14 protein-coding genes are annotated in these 15,430 nt (G+C 70.5%); 1 reads left to right on the top strand and 13 read right to left on the bottom strand.

Features of this window, described 5'->3' with window-relative positions; translation table 11 throughout:
* Positions 1-92: 92 nt before the first annotated feature.
* The 8 genes from pyrF to pyrR form a co-directional block, all read right to left on the bottom strand.
* Complete coding sequence (pyrF, locus tag OG453_RS18550) at positions 93-938, bottom strand: orotidine-5'-phosphate decarboxylase (RefSeq protein WP_266869920.1); 846 nt, start codon at positions 936-938, stop codon at positions 93-95.
* A gap of 5 nt (positions 939-943) precedes the next feature.
* Positions 944-2,050, bottom strand: a complete 1,107-nt coding sequence (locus OG453_RS18545; RefSeq protein ID WP_266869024.1) for a quinone-dependent dihydroorotate dehydrogenase — start codon at positions 2,048-2,050, stop codon at positions 944-946.
* A 54-nt stretch (positions 2,051-2,104) separates the two neighbouring features.
* Positions 2,105-5,413 (bottom strand): carbamoyl-phosphate synthase large subunit, encoded by a 3,309-nt coding sequence (carB, locus tag OG453_RS18540; RefSeq protein WP_266869023.1) that lies wholly within the window; start codon positions 5,411-5,413, stop codon positions 2,105-2,107.
* The gene (gene carA / locus OG453_RS18535; RefSeq protein WP_266869022.1) at positions 5,406-6,548 is read right to left on the bottom strand and encodes a glutamine-hydrolyzing carbamoyl-phosphate synthase small subunit; all 1,143 of its coding nucleotides are present in this window, start codon (positions 6,546-6,548) and stop codon (positions 5,406-5,408) included. Before carA ends, carB begins: the two co-directional genes overlap by 8 nt.
* Positions 6,545-7,123, bottom strand: a complete 579-nt coding sequence (locus tag OG453_RS18530) for a hypothetical protein (protein ID WP_266869021.1) — start codon at positions 7,121-7,123, stop codon at positions 6,545-6,547. Before OG453_RS18530 ends, carA begins: the two co-directional genes overlap by 4 nt.
* The gene (locus OG453_RS18525) at positions 7,120-8,406 is read right to left on the bottom strand and encodes a dihydroorotase (RefSeq protein WP_266869020.1); all 1,287 of its coding nucleotides are present in this window, start codon (positions 8,404-8,406) and stop codon (positions 7,120-7,122) included. The genes OG453_RS18530 and OG453_RS18525 overlap by 4 nt, the downstream gene beginning before the upstream one ends.
* Before the next feature lie 4 nt (positions 8,407-8,410).
* Positions 8,411-9,397, bottom strand: a complete 987-nt coding sequence (locus tag OG453_RS18520) for an aspartate carbamoyltransferase catalytic subunit (protein ID WP_266869018.1) — start codon at positions 9,395-9,397, stop codon at positions 8,411-8,413.
* A gap of 81 nt (positions 9,398-9,478) precedes the next feature.
* Positions 9,479-10,051, bottom strand: coding sequence for a bifunctional pyr operon transcriptional regulator/uracil phosphoribosyltransferase PyrR (gene pyrR / locus OG453_RS18515; protein ID WP_266869017.1), 573 nt, complete (start codon positions 10,049-10,051; stop codon positions 9,479-9,481).
* Between the two features lie 223 nt (positions 10,052-10,274).
* Here pyrR and bldD point away from each other — a divergent pair, with 223 nt between their 5' ends.
* A complete protein-coding gene (gene bldD, locus OG453_RS18510; protein WP_135330908.1) occupies positions 10,275-10,775 on the top strand; it encodes a transcriptional regulator BldD in 501 nt (166 codons plus the stop codon).
* A 201-nt stretch (positions 10,776-10,976) separates the two neighbouring features.
* Here bldD and nusB read toward each other — a convergent pair whose 3' ends face one another.
* The 5 genes from nusB to aroB form a co-directional block, all read right to left on the bottom strand.
* A complete protein-coding gene (nusB, locus tag OG453_RS18505) occupies positions 10,977-11,411 on the bottom strand; it encodes a transcription antitermination factor NusB (protein WP_266869016.1) in 435 nt (144 codons plus the stop codon).
* Positions 11,412-11,413: 2 nt separating this feature from the next.
* Positions 11,414-11,980, bottom strand: a complete 567-nt coding sequence (gene efp / locus OG453_RS18500; protein ID WP_266869015.1) for an elongation factor P — start codon at positions 11,978-11,980, stop codon at positions 11,414-11,416.
* A gap of 59 nt (positions 11,981-12,039) precedes the next feature.
* The gene (locus OG453_RS18495; RefSeq protein WP_266869014.1) at positions 12,040-13,146 is read right to left on the bottom strand and encodes a M24 family metallopeptidase; all 1,107 of its coding nucleotides are present in this window, start codon (positions 13,144-13,146) and stop codon (positions 12,040-12,042) included.
* A 95-nt stretch (positions 13,147-13,241) separates the two neighbouring features.
* The gene (locus tag OG453_RS18490) at positions 13,242-14,159 is read right to left on the bottom strand and encodes a Pro-rich N-terminal domain-containing protein (RefSeq protein WP_266869012.1); all 918 of its coding nucleotides are present in this window, start codon (positions 14,157-14,159) and stop codon (positions 13,242-13,244) included.
* A 172-nt stretch (positions 14,160-14,331) separates the two neighbouring features.
* Complete coding sequence (gene aroB, locus OG453_RS18485; protein ID WP_266869919.1) at positions 14,332-15,426, bottom strand: 3-dehydroquinate synthase; 1,095 nt, start codon at positions 15,424-15,426, stop codon at positions 14,332-14,334.
* Between the last annotated feature and the right edge of the window lie 4 nt (positions 15,427-15,430).

The following is a 15,430-nucleotide window of genomic DNA, read 5'->3' as shown; positions in this document are numbered from 1 at the left end:
AACGCATGCGCCCGTCCCGAGGCGTCCTCCGAGGGCGTAAAAACACCTCCGCCCCGGCTCCGGAAGTCCGGAACGGGGCGGAGAGAGCGATCTCAGGCAGAAGCGACGGCCGCACGGATCTCGTCCGCGAAACGGGCGGCCGCGTCACGCAGCCCCGCCACGTCGGGACCGTGCCGCAGGACGCCGCGGCTGACGGTCGGCACGACATTGCGTACGGACGCCCCGAAGACACCCGGCAGATCCGCGGGCGTGGCCCCCTGAGCCCCGATCCCGGGGGCGAGCAGCGGGCCGTTGATCGCGAGGTCGTAGGAGGACAGGTCCCCCAGGGTCGCCCCGACGACGGCGCCGAAGGACCCCAGGGGCTGTGCACCGGCGTTCTCGGCGGCCAGGTGACCCAGCATCGTCGCGCCGACCGTGCGCCCGTCCTCGCGCACCGCGTGCTGCACCTCGGCGCCCTCGGGGTTCGAGGTGAGGGCGAGCACGAAGAGGCCGGTGCCGTTCTCACGCGCCAGGTCGACGGCCGGCTTCAGCGAGCCGTAGCCCAGGTAGGGCGAGACCGTGAGCGCGTCGCTGAACAGCGGCGAGTCCTTGTGCAGGAAGGTCTCCGCGTACGCGGCCATGGTCGAGCCGATGTCGCCGCGCTTGGCGTCCATGACCACCAGGGCACCGGCCGCGCGCAGCTCCTGGACCGCCTTCTCCAGTACGGCGATGCCGCGCGACCCGAAGCGCTCGAAGAACGCGCTCTGCGGCTTGAAGACGGCGACGGTCCCGGCGAGGGCCTCGACCACCGTCCCCGTGAACCGCTCCAGGCCCGCGATGTCGTCGTTCAGCCCCCAGGCGGACAGCAGGGACGCGTGCGGGTCGATGCCGACGCAGAGCGGGCCGCGCTCGTCCATGGCCCGGCTCAGGCGCGTACCGAAGGGTTCAAGGGCACTCATGCTGGTCATTCGGGCTTCCTCACGTCGGCGCCGACGGCGTCGGCGAGGGTGGCGTACGGGCTCGCCCCAAGGCGCGCGGCGAGGCCCTTGTGGATCGCGCGGCCCCAGAAGGGCCCTTCGTAGATGAACGCGCTGTAGCCCTGGACCAGGGTGGCGCCGGCGAGGATCCGCTGCCAGGCGTCCTCGGCGTTCTCGATGCCGCCGACGCCCACGAGCGTGATGCGGTCGCCCACGCGCGCGTAGAGGCGGCGCAGGACTTCGAGGGAGCGCTCCTTGAGCGGAGCCCCGGAGAGCCCGCCGGTCTCTCCGTAGAGCGAAGGTTCGGATTGCAAACCGAGTCCTTCGCGGGCGATGGTCGTGTTCGTGGCGATGATGCCGTCCAGGCCGAGCTCGACGGCCAGGTCCGCCACCGCGTCGATGTCCTCGTCCGCCAGGTCGGGGGCGATCTTCACGAGGAGCGGCACGCGCCGCCCGGTGACGCTCCGGTCGGCCGCCTCGCGTACGGCGGTCAGGAGCGGGCGCAGCGACTCCGTGGCCTGGAGGTTGCGCAGGCCGGGGGTGTTCGGGGACGACACGTTGACCACGAGGTAGTCGGCGTGGGCGGCGAGCCGCTCGGTCGACTTCACGTAGTCGCCGGCGGCCTCCTCCTCGGGCACGACCTTGGTCTTGCCGATGTTGACGCCCACGACCGTCTTGAAGACGGCCTTCCGGGCGCCCAGGCGCTCGGCCACGGCCGCCGAGCCCTCGTTGTTGAAGCCCATGCGGTTGATCAGCGCGCGGTCCGCCACGAGGCGGAACAGCCGCTTCTTGGGGTTGCCGGGCTGCGGCTCCCCCGTGACGGTGCCGATCTCGATGTGGTCGAAGCCCAGCATCGACATGCCGTCGATCGCGACGGCGTTCTTGTCGAAGCCCGCCGCGAGCCCGAAGGGACCGTGCATCCGCAGCCCGAAGGCCTCGGTGCGCAGCTCCTTGTGGCGCGGCGCGAGGACGGCCGCGACGAAGGTGCGCAGCACGGGGATGCGGGCCGTGAGCCGGATCCAGCGGAAGGCCATGTAGTGGGCCTGCTCCGGGTCCATGCGCTTGAAGACGAGGTTGAAGAAGAGTTTGTACATGGAGGTGTCCTCACCAGAAGGGGGACACCGGATCGGTGTCCCCCTAGTGGGCTGCTAGTCGCGGGCCGCGGTCAGATGCTCCGCGTGTTCCTGGAGTGAACGGACGCCCACGTCCCCGTGGTTGAGCGCGTCGATGCCCTGGACGGCGGCGGCGAGCGCCTGGACCGTCGTCAGGCACGGCACGGAGCGGGACACGGCGGCCGTACGGATGTCGTAGCCGTCGAGGCGGCCGCCGGTGCCGTACGGGGTGTTGACGATGAGGTCGACGCCGCCGTCGTGGATCAGCTGGACGATCGTCTTCTCGCCGTTCGGGCCCTCGCCCTCGGACTGCTTGCGCACGACGGTGGCGTTGATGCCGTTGCGCTTGAGCACCTCGGCCGTACCGGACGTGGCGAGCAACTCGAAGCCGTGCGCGACCAGTTCACGCGCCGGGAAGATCATCGAGCGCTTGTCGCGGTTGGCGACGGAGATGAAGGCGCGGCCCTTGGTCGGCAGCGGACCGTAGGCGCCCGCCTGCGACTTGGCGTACGCGGTGCCGAACACCGAGTCGATGCCCATGACTTCACCGGTGGAGCGCATCTCCGGGCCGAGGACCGTGTCGACGCCACGCCCGTGGATGTCGCGGAAGCGGCTCCACGGCATGACGGCTTCCTTCACCGAGATCGGCGCGTCCATCGGCAGCGTGCCGCCGTCGCCGGTCGCGGGCAGCATGCCCTCGGCGCGCAGCTCGGCGATGGTCGCGCCGAGCGAGATGCGCGCGGCGGCCTTGGCCAGCGGCACCGCGGTCGCCTTCGAGGTGAAGGGGACGGTGCGCGAGGCACGCGGGTTGGCCTCGAGGACGTACAGAATGTCGCCGGCCATCGCGAACTGGATGTTGATGAGCCCGCGGACGCCGACGCCCTTGGCGATGCCCTCCGTGGAGGCGCGAAGGCGCTTGATGTCGTAGCCGCCGAGCGTGATCGGGGGCAGCGCGCACGCCGAGTCGCCGGAGTGGATGCCGGCCTCCTCGATGTGCTCCATGACGCCGCCGAGGTAGAGCTCGGTGCCGTCGTAGAGCGCGTCCACGTCGATCTCGATCGCGTCGTCGAGGAAGCGGTCGACGAGGACCGGCCGCGAGGGGCTGATCTCGGTCGACTCCTCGATGTACGAGGAGAGGCGGGTCTCGTCGTACACGATCTCCATGCCGCGGCCGCCGAGCACGTACGACGGGCGGACGAGGACGGGGTAGCCGATCTCGTCGGCGATGGCCTTGGCCTCGGCGAAGGTGGTGGCGGTGCCGTGCTTGGGCGCGGGCAGGCCGGCCTCGGCGAGCACGCGGCCGAAGGCGCCGCGGTCCTCGGCGGCGTGGATGGCCTCGGGCGAGGTGCCCACGACCGGCACGCCGTTGTCCTTCAGGGCCTGCGAGAGGCCCAGCGGGGTCTGGCCGCCGAGCTGGACGATGACGCCCGCGATCGGCCCGGCCTGTGCCTCGGCGTTGACGATCTCCAGGACGTCCTCGAGCGTGAGCGGCTCGAAGTACAGCCGGTCGGAGGTGTCGTAGTCCGTGGAGACGGTCTCGGGGTTGCAGTTGACCATCACGGTCTCGTAGCCCGCGTCGCTCAGCGCGAAGGAGGCGTGGACGCAGGAGTAGTCGAACTCGATGCCCTGGCCGATGCGGTTGGGGCCCGAGCCCAGGATGATCACCGCGGGCTTGTCGCGCTTGGCGACCTCGTTCTCCTCGTCGTACGAGGAGTAGAAGTACGGCGTGTTGGCGGCGAACTCGGCGGCGCAGGTGTCGACCGTCTTGTAGACCGGGCGGACACCGAGGGCGTGCCGCACCTCGCGGACGACGTCCTCGCGCAGGCCGCGGATCTCGGCGATCTGCGCGTCGGAGAAGCCGTGCCGCTTGGCCTCGGCGAGGAGGTCGGCGTCCAGGCGCTCGGCGGCGGTCAGCTCGTCCGCGATCTCCTTGATCAGGAAGAGCTGGTCGACGAACCACGGGTCGATCTTCGTGGACTCGAAGACCTCCTCGGGGGTGGCTCCGGCGCGGATGGCCTGCATGACGGAGTTGATGCGCCCGTCGGTCGGCCGCACGGCCTCCGCCAGAAGCTCCGCCTTGTCGCCGGGCTCGCCCACGAAGGTGAACTGCGAGCCCTTCTTCTCCAGCGACCGCAGCGCCTTCTGCAGCGCCTCGGTGAAGTTGCGGCCGATCGCCATGGCCTCGCCGACCGACTTCATGGTGGTCGTCAGGGTCGAGTCCGCCGACGGGAACTTCTCGAAGGCGAAACGCGGCGCCTTGACCACTACGTAGTCGAGGGTCGGCTCGAAGGAGGCCGGGGTCTTCTCGGTGATGTCGTTCGGGATCTCGTCCAGCGTGTAGCCGACGGCCAGCTTCGCTGCGATCTTCGCGATCGGGAAGCCGGTGGCCTTCGACGCGAGCGCGGAGGAGCGCGAGACGCGCGGGTTCATCTCGATGACGATGACCCGGCCGTCCGTCGGGTCGATGGCGAACTGGATGTTGCAGCCGCCGGTGTCGACACCGACCTCGCGGATGATCGCGATGCCGACGTCGCGCAGGGTCTGGTACTCGCGGTCGGTCAGCGTCATCGCGGGCGCGACGGTGATCGAGTCGCCGGTGTGCACGCCCATCGGGTCGAAGTTCTCGATGGAGCAGACGACCACCACGTTGTCGTGCTTGTCGCGCATCAGCTCCAGCTCGTACTCCTTCCAGCCGAGGATGGACTCCTCCAGGAGCACCTCGGTGGTCGGCGAGAGCGTGAGGCCCTGTCCGGCGATGCGGCGCAGCTCCTCCTCGTCGTGCGCGAAGCCGGAACCGGCGCCGCCCATGGTGAAGGACGGGCGGACGACCACGGGGTAGCCGCCGAGCTCGTCGACGCCCTTGAGGACGTCGTCCATGGAGTGGCAGATGTACGAGCGGGCGGACTCGCCGTGCCCGATCTTCTTGTTGACCTCTTCGACGACGCCCTTGAAGAGGTCGCGGTCCTCGCCCTTGTTGATCGCCTCGACGTTGGCGCCGATGAGCTCGACGCCGTACTTCTCGAGCACACCCTGCTCGTGCATCGAGATCGCCGTGTTGAGGGCCGTCTGGCCGCCCAGCGTCGGAAGCAGCGCGTCGGGGCGCTCCTTCGCGATGATCTTCTCGACGAACTCGGGGGTGATCGGCTCGACGTACGTGGCGTCGGCGATCTCCGGGTCGGTCATGATCGTCGCCGGGTTGGAGTTGACCAGGATGACGCGCAGGCCCTCGGCCTTGAGCACGCGGCAGGCCTGGGTGCCGGAGTAGTCGAACTCCGCTGCCTGGCCGATGACGATCGGGCCGGAGCCGATGACCAGGACGGACTGGATATCGGTGCGCTTAGGCACGCTGGCCCTCCATCAGGGATACGAAGCGGTCGAAGAGGTACGCGGCGTCGTGCGGTCCTGCAGCCGCTTCGGGGTGGTACTGGACGGAGAAGGCCGGCTGGTCGAGCAGCTGCAGCCCCTCCACGACGCTGTCGTTGAGGCAGACGTGGGAGACCTCGGCGCGGCCGAACGGCGTCTCGCTCGCCTTGTCGAGCGGCGCGTCCACGGCGAAGCCGTGGTTGTGCGCGGTGACCTCGACCTTGCCGGTGGTGCGGTCCTGCACCGGCTGGTTGATGCCGCGGTGGCCGTACTTCAGCTTGTACGTGCCAAAGCCCAGGGCGCGGCCGAGGATCTGGTTTCCGAAGCAGATGCCGAACAGCGGCGTCTTGCGCTCCAGGACGGCTCGCATGACGGCAACGGGGCCGTCCGCGGTCGCCGGGTCACCGGGACCGTTGGAGAAGAACACGCCGTCGGGCTCGACCGCGTAGATGTCATCGGCGGTCGCGGTCGCGGGCAGAACGTGCACCTCGATGCCGCGCTCGGCCATGCGGTGCGGGGTCATGCCCTTGATGCCGAGGTCGACGGCGGCGACGGTGAAGCGCTTCTCGCCGATCGCGGGGACGACGTACGTCTCCTTGGTGGCGACCTCCGCGGCGAGGTTCGAGCCCTTCATCTCGGGCTGCTGGCGGACCTCGGCGAGCATGACGCCCGCATCCGGAAGCGCGTTGCCGGAGAAGATGCCGACCCGCATCGCGCCGCGCTCGCGCAGGTGGCGGGTGAGCGCACGCGTGTCGATGCCGCTGATGCCCACGACGCCCTGGTTGACGAGTTCCTCGTCGAGGGTGCGCTGGGAGCGCCAGTTGGAGGACACGCGCGCGGGGTCACGCACGACGTATCCGGCGACCCAGATCCGCTTCGACTCGGGGTCCTCGTCGTTGACGCCGGTGTTGCCGACGTGCGGGGCCGTCATGACGACGACCTGGCGGTGGTACGAGGGGTCGGTCAGCGTCTCCTGGTAGCCGGTCATGCCGGTGGAGAACACCGCTTCGCCGAAGGTCTCCCCCACGGCCCCGTAGGCGCGGCCGCGGAAGATGCGGCCGTCCTCCAGGACGAGTACGGCGGGAACCTTGCTGGCTCCCCTGGTGGAGGTCGTCATCGTGCGGTGCCTTCCTTCGTTTCGGTTGTGCTGGTGTTGATCATGTTGTTGATGGCCTCGACCCACTCGGCCTGCTCGGCCGCGTGGTCCGAGCGGAAGCCGGAGTCGATCAGCTTCTCGCCGTGCTCCCACGTGACGATCAGCAGTCCGCCCTCGGCCAGGACCTTGCCGGCGATGCCCTTGTCGAGGCGGGCCTCGCGCAGCTGGGCCACCGGGACGAAGAAGTCGGCGGCCCCGGGGCGTACGACATCGAGGCCCGCGTCCGTGAGCGTCAGCTCCACGCGGCTGCGGGTGCCGAGACCGTGCGCCACGATGCGGTCGAGCCACTGCCCTGCCGAGGTCGAGCCGTGGTAGCGGCCGCTGAGCTCAAGTTTCGCCGGGCCCGCGTCATCCGGCACCACGGGAAGCGGCGGCAGGTCGCTCTGGAGCGTGCCGCGCCACTTCCAGCCCTCGCGCATCAGCCAGTAGACGAGCGCGATGAAGAGAAGGAGTCCGACGACCCAGCCGGCGCGGGCGGCCCAGTCGGTCACGTCCGCCGATTCCTTCTCGGCGGCCAGTTCCAGAAGAGATGTCACGCGAGCTTCCCGTCGACGAGCGTGGCGCGGCCCCGCAGCCACGTGTGCGTCACGCGGCCCGGCAGCTCACGGCCCTCGTAGGGGGTGTTGCCGCTGCGCGAGGCGAAGCCCGCGGGGTCCACGACCCCACGGTATGCCGGATCGACGAGCGTGAGGTTCGCGGGCTCACCCTCCGAGACGGGCCGGCCGTGGCCCAACGCCCCGCCGATCTCGGCGGGCTTGACGGACATCCGGTCGGCGACCGCGGCCCAGGTGAGCAGGCCCGTCTCGACCATCGTCTGCTGGACGACGGAGAGCGCGGTCTCCAGGCCCACCATGCCCATGGCGGCCGCGGCCCACTCGCAGTCCTTGTCCTCGTGCGGGTGCGGCGCGTGGTCGGTGGCGACGATGTCGATGGTGCCGTCGGCGAGCGCCTCGCGCAGCGCCATCACGTCGCGCTCGGTGCGCAGCGGCGGGTTGACCTTGTAGACGGGGTTGTACGAGCGGACCAGCTCGTCGGTGAGGAGGAGGTGGTGCGGCGTGACCTCCGCCGTCACGTCGATGCCGCGCGACTTCGCCCAGCGGACGATCTCGACGGACCCGGCGGTCGACAGGTGGCAGATGTGCACCCGCGAGCCGACGTGCTCGGCGAGCAGCACGTCACGCGCGATGATCGACTCCTCGGCGACGGCGGGCCAGCCGCCGAGGCCGAGCTCCGCGGAGACGACGCCCTCGTTCATCTGGGCGCCCTCGGTGAGGCGGGGCTCCTGCGCGTGCTGGGCGACGACGCCGTTGAAGGCCTTCACGTACTCCAGGGCACGGCGCATGATCACGGCGTCGTCGACGCACTTGCCGTCGTCGGAGAAGACGGTGACTCCGGCGGCGGACTCGTGCATGGCGCCGAGCTCGGCGAGCTTCTTGCCCTCAAGGCCCACGGTGACGGCGCCGATCGGCTGCACGTCCGCGTAGCCGGACTCCTTGCCCAGGCGGTAGACCTGCTCGACGACGCCGGCGGTGTCGGCGACCGGGAAGGTGTTGGCCATGGCGAACACGGCGGTGTAGCCACCGCTGGCTGCGGCCCGCGTGCCGGTCAGGACGGTCTCGGAGTCCTCGCGGCCGGGCTCGCGCAGGTGCGTGTGCAGGTCGACGAGGCCGGGCAGCAGGACCTTGCCCTCGGCCTCGACGACGGTGGCGTCGCCCGCGTCGATGCCGGTGCCGACCTCGATGATGGTCTCGCCGTCGATCAGGACGTCCTGGGGCTCGCCGCCAAGGACCTTCGCACCACGGATCAGGGTCTTGCTCATGGTCTTACTTCTCCTCGGAACCGGTGGGGCGGGTGTGGGTGACGGCGGGTTCATTCCCGCCCAGGAGCAGATAGAGAACGGCCATCCGGGTGTGGACGCCGTTGGCGACCTGCTCGATGACCGTGCAGCGGTCGGAGTCGGCGACCTCGGCGGTGATCTCCATGCCGCGGACCATCGGGCCGGGGTGCATCACGATGGCGTGCGCGGGCATCTTCGCCATGCGCTCGCCGTCCAGGCCGTAGCGGCGCGAGTACTCGCGCTCGGTGGGGAAGAACGCGGCGTTCATGCGCTCGCGCTGCACCCGCAGCATCATCACGGCGTCGGACTTCGGGAGCACCCGGTCCAGGTCGTACGACACGTCGCAGGGCCAGCTCTCCACGCCGACCGGCACGAGCGTGGGCGGGGCGACCAGGGTGACCTCGGCGCCGAGGGTGTGCAGCAGGTCGACGTTGGAGCGCGCGACGCGGCTGTGCAGGACGTCGCCGACGAGGGTGACGCGCTTGCCGCTGAGGTCCTGGCCGAGGCCCTCGTCCTTGCCGACGAGGCGGCGCCGCATGGTGAAGGCGTCCAGCAGGGCCTGCGTGGGGTGCTGGTGGGTGCCGTCGCCCGCGTTGATCACGGGGGCGTCGATCCAGCCGGAGGTGGCGAGCCGGTAGGGGGCGCCGGACGCGCCGTGCCGGATGACGACGGCGTCGACGCCCATCGCCTCCAGGGTCTGGGCGGTGTCCTTCAGGGATTCGCCCTTGGAGACGCTGGATCCCTTGGCGGCGAAGTTGATGACATCCGCGGAGAGGCGCTTCTCGGCGGCTTCGAAGGAGATCCGGGTCCGGGTCGAGTCCTCGAAGAAGAGGTTGCAGATCGTACGGCCGCGCAGCGCGGGCAGCTTCTTGATCGGCCGGTCGGCGACCCGGGCCATCTCCTCGGCGGTGTCGAGGATGAGAACGGCGTCGTCGCGGGTGAGGTCGGCGGCCGAGATGAGGTGTCGCATCATCTGGGTGTACTCCGTGATGAGGAGGTGTGCGGGCACGCGGGCGCGCAGGGGTGTGCCCCGGGGCCCGTGGGGAAGCCGGTCTTACGCGGAGGCGGGCTTGGCACCGAGCAGTACGGCGTCCCGGCCGTCCTCCTCGGCGAGCTGCACCTTGACCGTCTCCCGCAGCGACGTGGGGAGGTTCTTGCCGACGTAGTCGGCGCGGATCGGGAGTTCGCGGTGGCCGCGGTCGACGAGGACGGCGAGCTGCACCGCGCGCGGGCGCCCGATGTCGTTCAGACCGTCGAGGGCGGCGCGGATGGTGCGACCGGAGAAGAGCACGTCGTCGACGAGGACGACGAGGCGGCCGTCGATGCCGTCACCGGGGATCTCGGTGCGGGCGAGTGCGCGCGGCGGATGCATGCGCAGATCGTCGCGGTACATGGTGATGTCGAGTGAGCCGACCGGGATCTTCCGTCCGGTGATCTCTTCGAGCTTCTCGGCGAGGCGCCGGGCGAGGAAGACGCCGCGGGTGGGAATGCCGAGCAGCACCACATCGTCCGCGCCCTTGGCGCGCTCGACGATCTCGTGGGCGATACGGGTCAACACCCGTGCGATGTCCGGGCCTTCGAGCACGGGCCGGGCGACATCGGGTTCATTCGTGTCGTGCGTGTCCATATGAAACGGACCTCCTTCTCCGCCTCACGGGACGGACCTTAAAGGACGTCGGATTTGCGCCATCAACGGTACCAGCAGTGGCAACACCGCCGGTCACGACCCCCCTCGGAAGGGGCGGTACGGACCATTCGGCTTGACGCAGCCAAGTAACGCTGCGTAACCTCACAGTGAGTTACCAGCAGCGCGGCGGAGCCGCACGTTGTCCCAGCGTCCGGGGAGCTTTATGTCCAGCGAATACGCCAAACAGCTCGGGGCCAAGCTCCGCGCCATCCGCACCCAGCAGGGCCTTTCCCTCCACGGCGTCGAGGAAAAGTCCCAGGGTCGCTGGAAGGCGGTAGTGGTCGGCTCGTACGAGCGCGGCGACCGCGCCGTGACCGTACAGCGCCTCGCCGAGCTGGCGGACTTCTACGGAGTCCCGGTCCAGGAGCTGCTGCCCGGTACCGCTCCGGGCGGCGCCGCCGAGCCGCCGCCCAAGCTCGTCCTCGACCTGGAGCGCCTCGCGCACGTGCCGGCCGAGAAGGCGGGCCCCCTCCAGCGGTACGCGGCCACGATCCAGTCGCAGCGCGGTGACTACAACGGCAAGGTGCTCTCGATCCGCCAGGACGACCTGCGCACCCTCGCCGTCATCTACGACCAGTCGCCCTCGGTCCTCACCGAGCAGCTGATCAGCTGGGGCGTCCTGGACGCCGACGCGCGTCGCGCCGTCGCCCACGACGACGTCTGATCCCGCAAGGGAAGAGCTCAGCAGAAACGTGCCGCCGGGGTGGCCGGAACCGATCGGTTCCGGCCACCCCGGCGGCTTTGTGCGCCCCGAGGAGCGCCTGGGAGACCCACGGGCACCCCTGGGGCGCCCGTGGTCGCCCGCGTACGCCAGAGGGCCCGCAGCGCGTGGCTGCGGGCCCTCTGTACGGCCTGTGAGCTCAGGTCACGACTCGTCGCGTCGCAGCCCCGGCTTGAGGTCCTTGAAACGGCCGAGAAGGCCGTTGACGAAGGACGGCGAATCGTCCGTCGAGAACTCCTTGGCGAGCTGGACGGCCTCGTCCAGGACCACCGCGTCGGGCGTCCCGTCCACCCAGATCAGCTCGTACGCGCCGAGCCGCAGGATGTTGCGGTCCACGACCGGCATCCGGTCGAGGGTCCACCCGACGGCGTACTGGGAGATCAGCTCGTCGATGTGGCGCGCGTGCTCCGCGTACCCCTCGACCAGCTCCATGGTGTACTCGCTCACCGGCGGCTGCCGGGTGTCGGACCGCGAGTGGCGCACCCAGTCCGCGAGGACCGTCACGACGTCGGCCCCCCGCTGGTCGGCCTCGAAGAGGATCTGGAAGGCGCGCTTGCGGGCCGTATTACGAGCAGCCACGGTTAGCTGTTCACCCGGCCGAGGTAGCTGCTGTCGCGGGTGTCGACCTTGATCTTCTCGCCGGTGGTGATGAAGAGCGGCACCTGGATCTGGTGGTCGGTCTCCAGCGTGGCGGGCTTGGTGCCGCCGGTGGAGCGGTCGCCCTGGACGCCGGGCTCGGTCTCCTTCACGACGAGCTCGACGGCGGCCGGCAGCTCGACGAAGAGCACCGCGCCCTCGTGCTGCGCGACGGTGGCGGTGAAGCCCTCGATCAGGAAGTTGGCGGCGTCACCGACGGCCTTGCGGTCGACGTGCAGCTGGTCGTAGGTCTCCATGTCCATGAAGACGAAGTAGTCGCCGTCCATGTACGAGAACTGCATGTCGCGCTTGTCGATCGTGGCCGTCTCGACCTTGACGCCGGCGTTGAAGGTCTTGTCGACGACCTTGCCGGACAGCACGTTCTTGAGCTTGGTGCGCACAAAGGCGGGGCCCTTGCCGGGCTTGACGTGCTGGAACTCGACGACGGACCAGAGCTGGCCCCCGTCGAGCTTGAGCACCAGGCCGTTCTTGAGGTCGTTCGTGGAAGCCACGGTTGCGGAATCTCCTGGACTGACGTGGACGACCCCGGGGCACGCGCAACAGCTGAAAGCTAGAGCGCGAGCAGCTCCTTGGTCGTAATGGTGAGTAGCTCGGGTCCGCCGTCCGCCTCGGGGCGCACGACGAGCGTGTCATCGATCCGGACACCACCCCGTCCCGGGAGGTGAACCCCCGGTTCGACGGTGACCGGCACGCAGACGTCCAGTTTACCCATGGCCGCGGGCGCCAACTGCGGGTCCTCGTCGATTTCGAGCCCCAGCCCGTGTCCCATCAGTGGAGCAAGGCCGTCCGCATACCCCGCCGAGTCCAGTACGTGCCGTGCCGCGCGGTCGATGTCACGGTAGGCGGCACCCGGCCCGAGCGCCTCCCTGCCCGCCCGCTGAGCGGCGAAGACGAGGTCGTACAACTCGATCTGCCAGTCCGCGGGCGACGTACCGATGACGAACGTACGCCCGATCTCGCAACGGTAGCCGCCGTAGATCGCGCCCAGGCATACGGAGAGGAAGTCGCCCTCCTCGACGCGCCGGTCGGAGGGGCGGTGGCCGCCGCGCCCGGAGTTGGGTCCGGTGCCGACGGAGGTCGCAAAGGCGGGCCCGTCCGCACCGTGGTCGACAAGTCGACGTTCCAGTTCCAGCGCGAGGTGACGCTCGGTCCGCCCCACGAGAATCGACTCCAGGAGCTCGCTCAGCGCCTGGTCCGCGATCTCGGAGGCGATCCGCAGACAGGAGATCTCCTCCTCGTCCTTGATCAGCCGCAGCTGCTCGACCGCTCCCCCGAGATCCGCGAGACGCAGCCGGGGCGCGACCGAACCCATCGCGCGATGCCGGGCGACCGTCAGGTGGTGCTCCTCCACGGCGAGCGTCTCGACGCCCTGCGCTGCCGCGAAGTCGGCGCCCGCCACGGCGGGATCCCCACCGGGCCCGTCGAGCACCTGCACGCGCAGCGCCTCGTCGGGCCGCCCCGCACCCTGCTCGTCACCGGGCGGCCGCCCGCAGACCAGCAGATCCTCGCCCCTGCCCAGCAGAAGCACAGCCCCGAGGGGCGCCGCCCCCGCGAGATACCGCACGTTGGCGGGACGGGACACCAACGCCGACGCGCTGCCACCCGCGGCACAACGCTCCCTCAGCCGCTCACGGCGGGCCGCGTAGACCTCTGACATGGGACGAGCCTATGAGCGGCGGCGACGGACGGCCCGTTCAGCGCACCCGACCGAGCGGCCCGGGACGTCCCCGAGGCGTCAGGCGGGGGCCCGCGCTACCACTTCGGCGGGCTCGCGATCGAGCGGGCCAGGACGTCGTCCAGGACTCGGGCCGTTGCGGGGACGTCCAGTTGGGAGTTGTCGATGATCGGGAGGCCCGAGCCGTACCAGCCGGCCATGCGGCCGTGGATGCGGGCCACTTCCTCGTCCGTGAGGCGGCGGTTGCCGCTGCGCTCCGCGTTGCGCTCCAGGACGATCTCCAGGCCGGGGAGGAGGACGACGGGCAGCAGGCCGGGGCCCACGTGGCGCTTCCAGCCGCCGAGGCCGACGACCGGGCGGTCGGGGAAGACCGCGTCGTCGAGGATGCAGGAGATGCCGTTGGCCAGGAAGTTGCGCGCGGCGAAGCCGCAGGTGCGGCGGGCCAGGCGGTACTGGGCCTCCGAGTGGTCGTTCCAGCCCGACTGGGGGTCCGCGAAGCCCGAGCGCACCCATTCGCGTACGTCGTCGAGGCTGATGTGGGCCGTCGGCACACGGCGGTGTTCAGCCCAGAACTTGGCGACGCTCGTCTTGCCCGCACCCGCGGGGCCGATCAGCAGGACGGCGAGCGTGGTGGCCCCGGTGTCCGCCTGGGCCATGCCGGGCGGCGGGCTCGGCATGGCGACGGGGCCGCCGGGCGGGAGCTGGATGTGGCCCGTCGTGTCCGGGGTCGGCGGCACGGGAGCGCCGGGGACGCCGGGGACGTGGTTGTGCTGGGGCTGCGGGACGCCCGGGCCCGCGTGCTGCGGCGTCGGGGCGTGCGGGTGCTGGGCCGTGCCCGGCGCGCCCGCGAAGCCCGGTGCGGGAGGCGGGGGGCCGCCCGGCGCGGCACCCGGCGGCGGACCGCTCGGGTGGTGTGCGGCCGGGGACCAGCCGGTGGCCGGTCCGTGCCCCGGCTGATGGGGCGGCGGCAGCGGAGATCCCACTGCGTGCTGCATCCGGTGCCACTCCGTCTCGTGCGACTGACGCTGGTCGGGCGGCGGCCGGGGCCACCCGTACCGAACGGTACCTTCCCCGGCCGACGTTGTGTGAACGGCCGGGGAAGCCGCAGGGTGCCCGTGGCTTGTTCTAGTGCGTCACACTGGTGATCCAGTGCGCCGCTCAGGCGCTCTAGTTCGCCACTTCGCCGTACGCGGCGAGCAGGACCGCCGGGTCGGGGCCCTCCAGGACGGTCGGCTTGCCGAGGCCGTCAAGGACGATGAACCGCAGCAGGTCACCGCGGGACTTCTTGTCGACCTTCATGGTCTCCAGGAGCTTGGGCCACTGGTCGTAGCGGTAGCTCAGCGGCAGCCCGACCGACTCCAGGACGGTGCGGTGCCGGTCGGCGGTCGCGTCGTCCAGGCGCCCGGCCAGGCGGCCGAGTTCGGCCGCGAAGGCCATGCCCACGGAGACGGCGGCGCCGTGCCGCCACTTGTAGCGCTCGTTCTTCTCGATGGCGTGGGCGAGGGTGTGCCCGTAGTTGAGGATCTCGCGCAGGCCGGCCTCCTTGAGGTCGCCGGAGACGACCTCGGCCTTGACCTTGATGGAGCGCTCGATCAGCTCAGCGGTGTGCGGGCCCTTGGGGCTGCGCGCCGCCTGGGGGTCCTCCTCGATCAGTTCGAGGATCGTCGGGTCGGCGATGAATCCGGCCTTGATGATCTCCGCGAGCCCGGACACGAAGTCGTTGACCGGCAGCGAGTCCAGCGCGGCCAGGTCGCAGAGCACACCGGCCGGCGGGTGGAACGCCCCGACCAGGTTCTTGCCCTCGGCCGTGTTGATGCCGGTCTTGCCGCCGACCGCCGCGTCCACCATGCCGAGCACGGTCGTCGGTACGGCGATCCAGCGCACCCCGCGCAGCCACGTCGCGGCCACGAACCCGGCGAGGTCGGTGGTGGCGCCGCCCCCGACACCGATGACGATGTCGCTGCGGGTGAAGCCGGACTGACCAAGGGCCTTCCAGCAGTACGCGGCGACCTCGGCGGTCTTGGCCTCCTCGGCGTTCGGCACCTGGATCGCGACGACCTCGTACCCCTGGTCCGCCAGGTCCTGGCGGAGCGCGTCACCGGTCTCGGCGAGCGCCTCGGGGTGGATGATCGCGACGCGCTTGGTCTGCTCGCCGATCAGGCCCGGCAGCTCACCGAGGAGCTGCATCCCGACGAGCACCTCGTACGGCTCGGTGCCCGCGGTGCCGCCGACCTGGATACGGGTGGGCGCCTGCCCCGAAATCTCC

Source organism: Streptomyces sp. NBC_01381, from assembly GCF_026340305.1.
Taxonomy (GTDB): Bacteria; Actinomycetota; Actinomycetes; order Streptomycetales; family Streptomycetaceae; genus Streptomyces.
The sequence above is the reverse complement of the archived record's forward strand: the minus strand, read 5'-3'. Positions and strand labels throughout refer to the sequence as shown.

Bases quoted from the DNA above. Each gene is read 5' to 3' on its own strand.
- pyrF (WP_266869920.1), bottom strand. From the start codon at position 938: ATGAGTGCCCTTGAACCCTTCGGTACGCGCCTGAGCCGGGCCATGGAC.
- OG453_RS18545 (WP_266869024.1), bottom strand. From the start codon at position 2,050: ATGTACAAACTCTTCTTCAACCTCGTCTTCAAGCGCATGGACCCGGAG.
- carA (WP_266869022.1), bottom strand. From the start codon at position 6,548: ATGACGACCTCCACCAGGGGAGCCAGCAAGGTTCCCGCCGTACTCGTC.
- OG453_RS18525 (WP_266869020.1), bottom strand. From the start codon at position 8,406: ATGAGCAAGACCCTGATCCGTGGTGCGAAGGTCCTTGGCGGCGAGCCC.
- OG453_RS18520 (WP_266869018.1), bottom strand. From the start codon at position 9,397: ATGATGCGACACCTCATCTCGGCCGCCGACCTCACCCGCGACGACGCC.
- pyrR (WP_266869017.1), bottom strand. From the start codon at position 10,051: ATGGACACGCACGACACGAATGAACCCGATGTCGCCCGGCCCGTGCTC.
- bldD (WP_135330908.1), top strand. From the start codon at position 10,275: ATGTCCAGCGAATACGCCAAACAGCTCGGGGCCAAGCTCCGCGCCATC.
- OG453_RS18495 (WP_266869014.1), bottom strand. From the start codon at position 13,146: ATGTCAGAGGTCTACGCGGCCCGCCGTGAGCGGCTGAGGGAGCGTTGT.
- OG453_RS18490 (WP_266869012.1), bottom strand. From the start codon at position 14,159: ATGCAGCACGCAGTGGGATCTCCGCTGCCGCCGCCCCATCAGCCGGGG.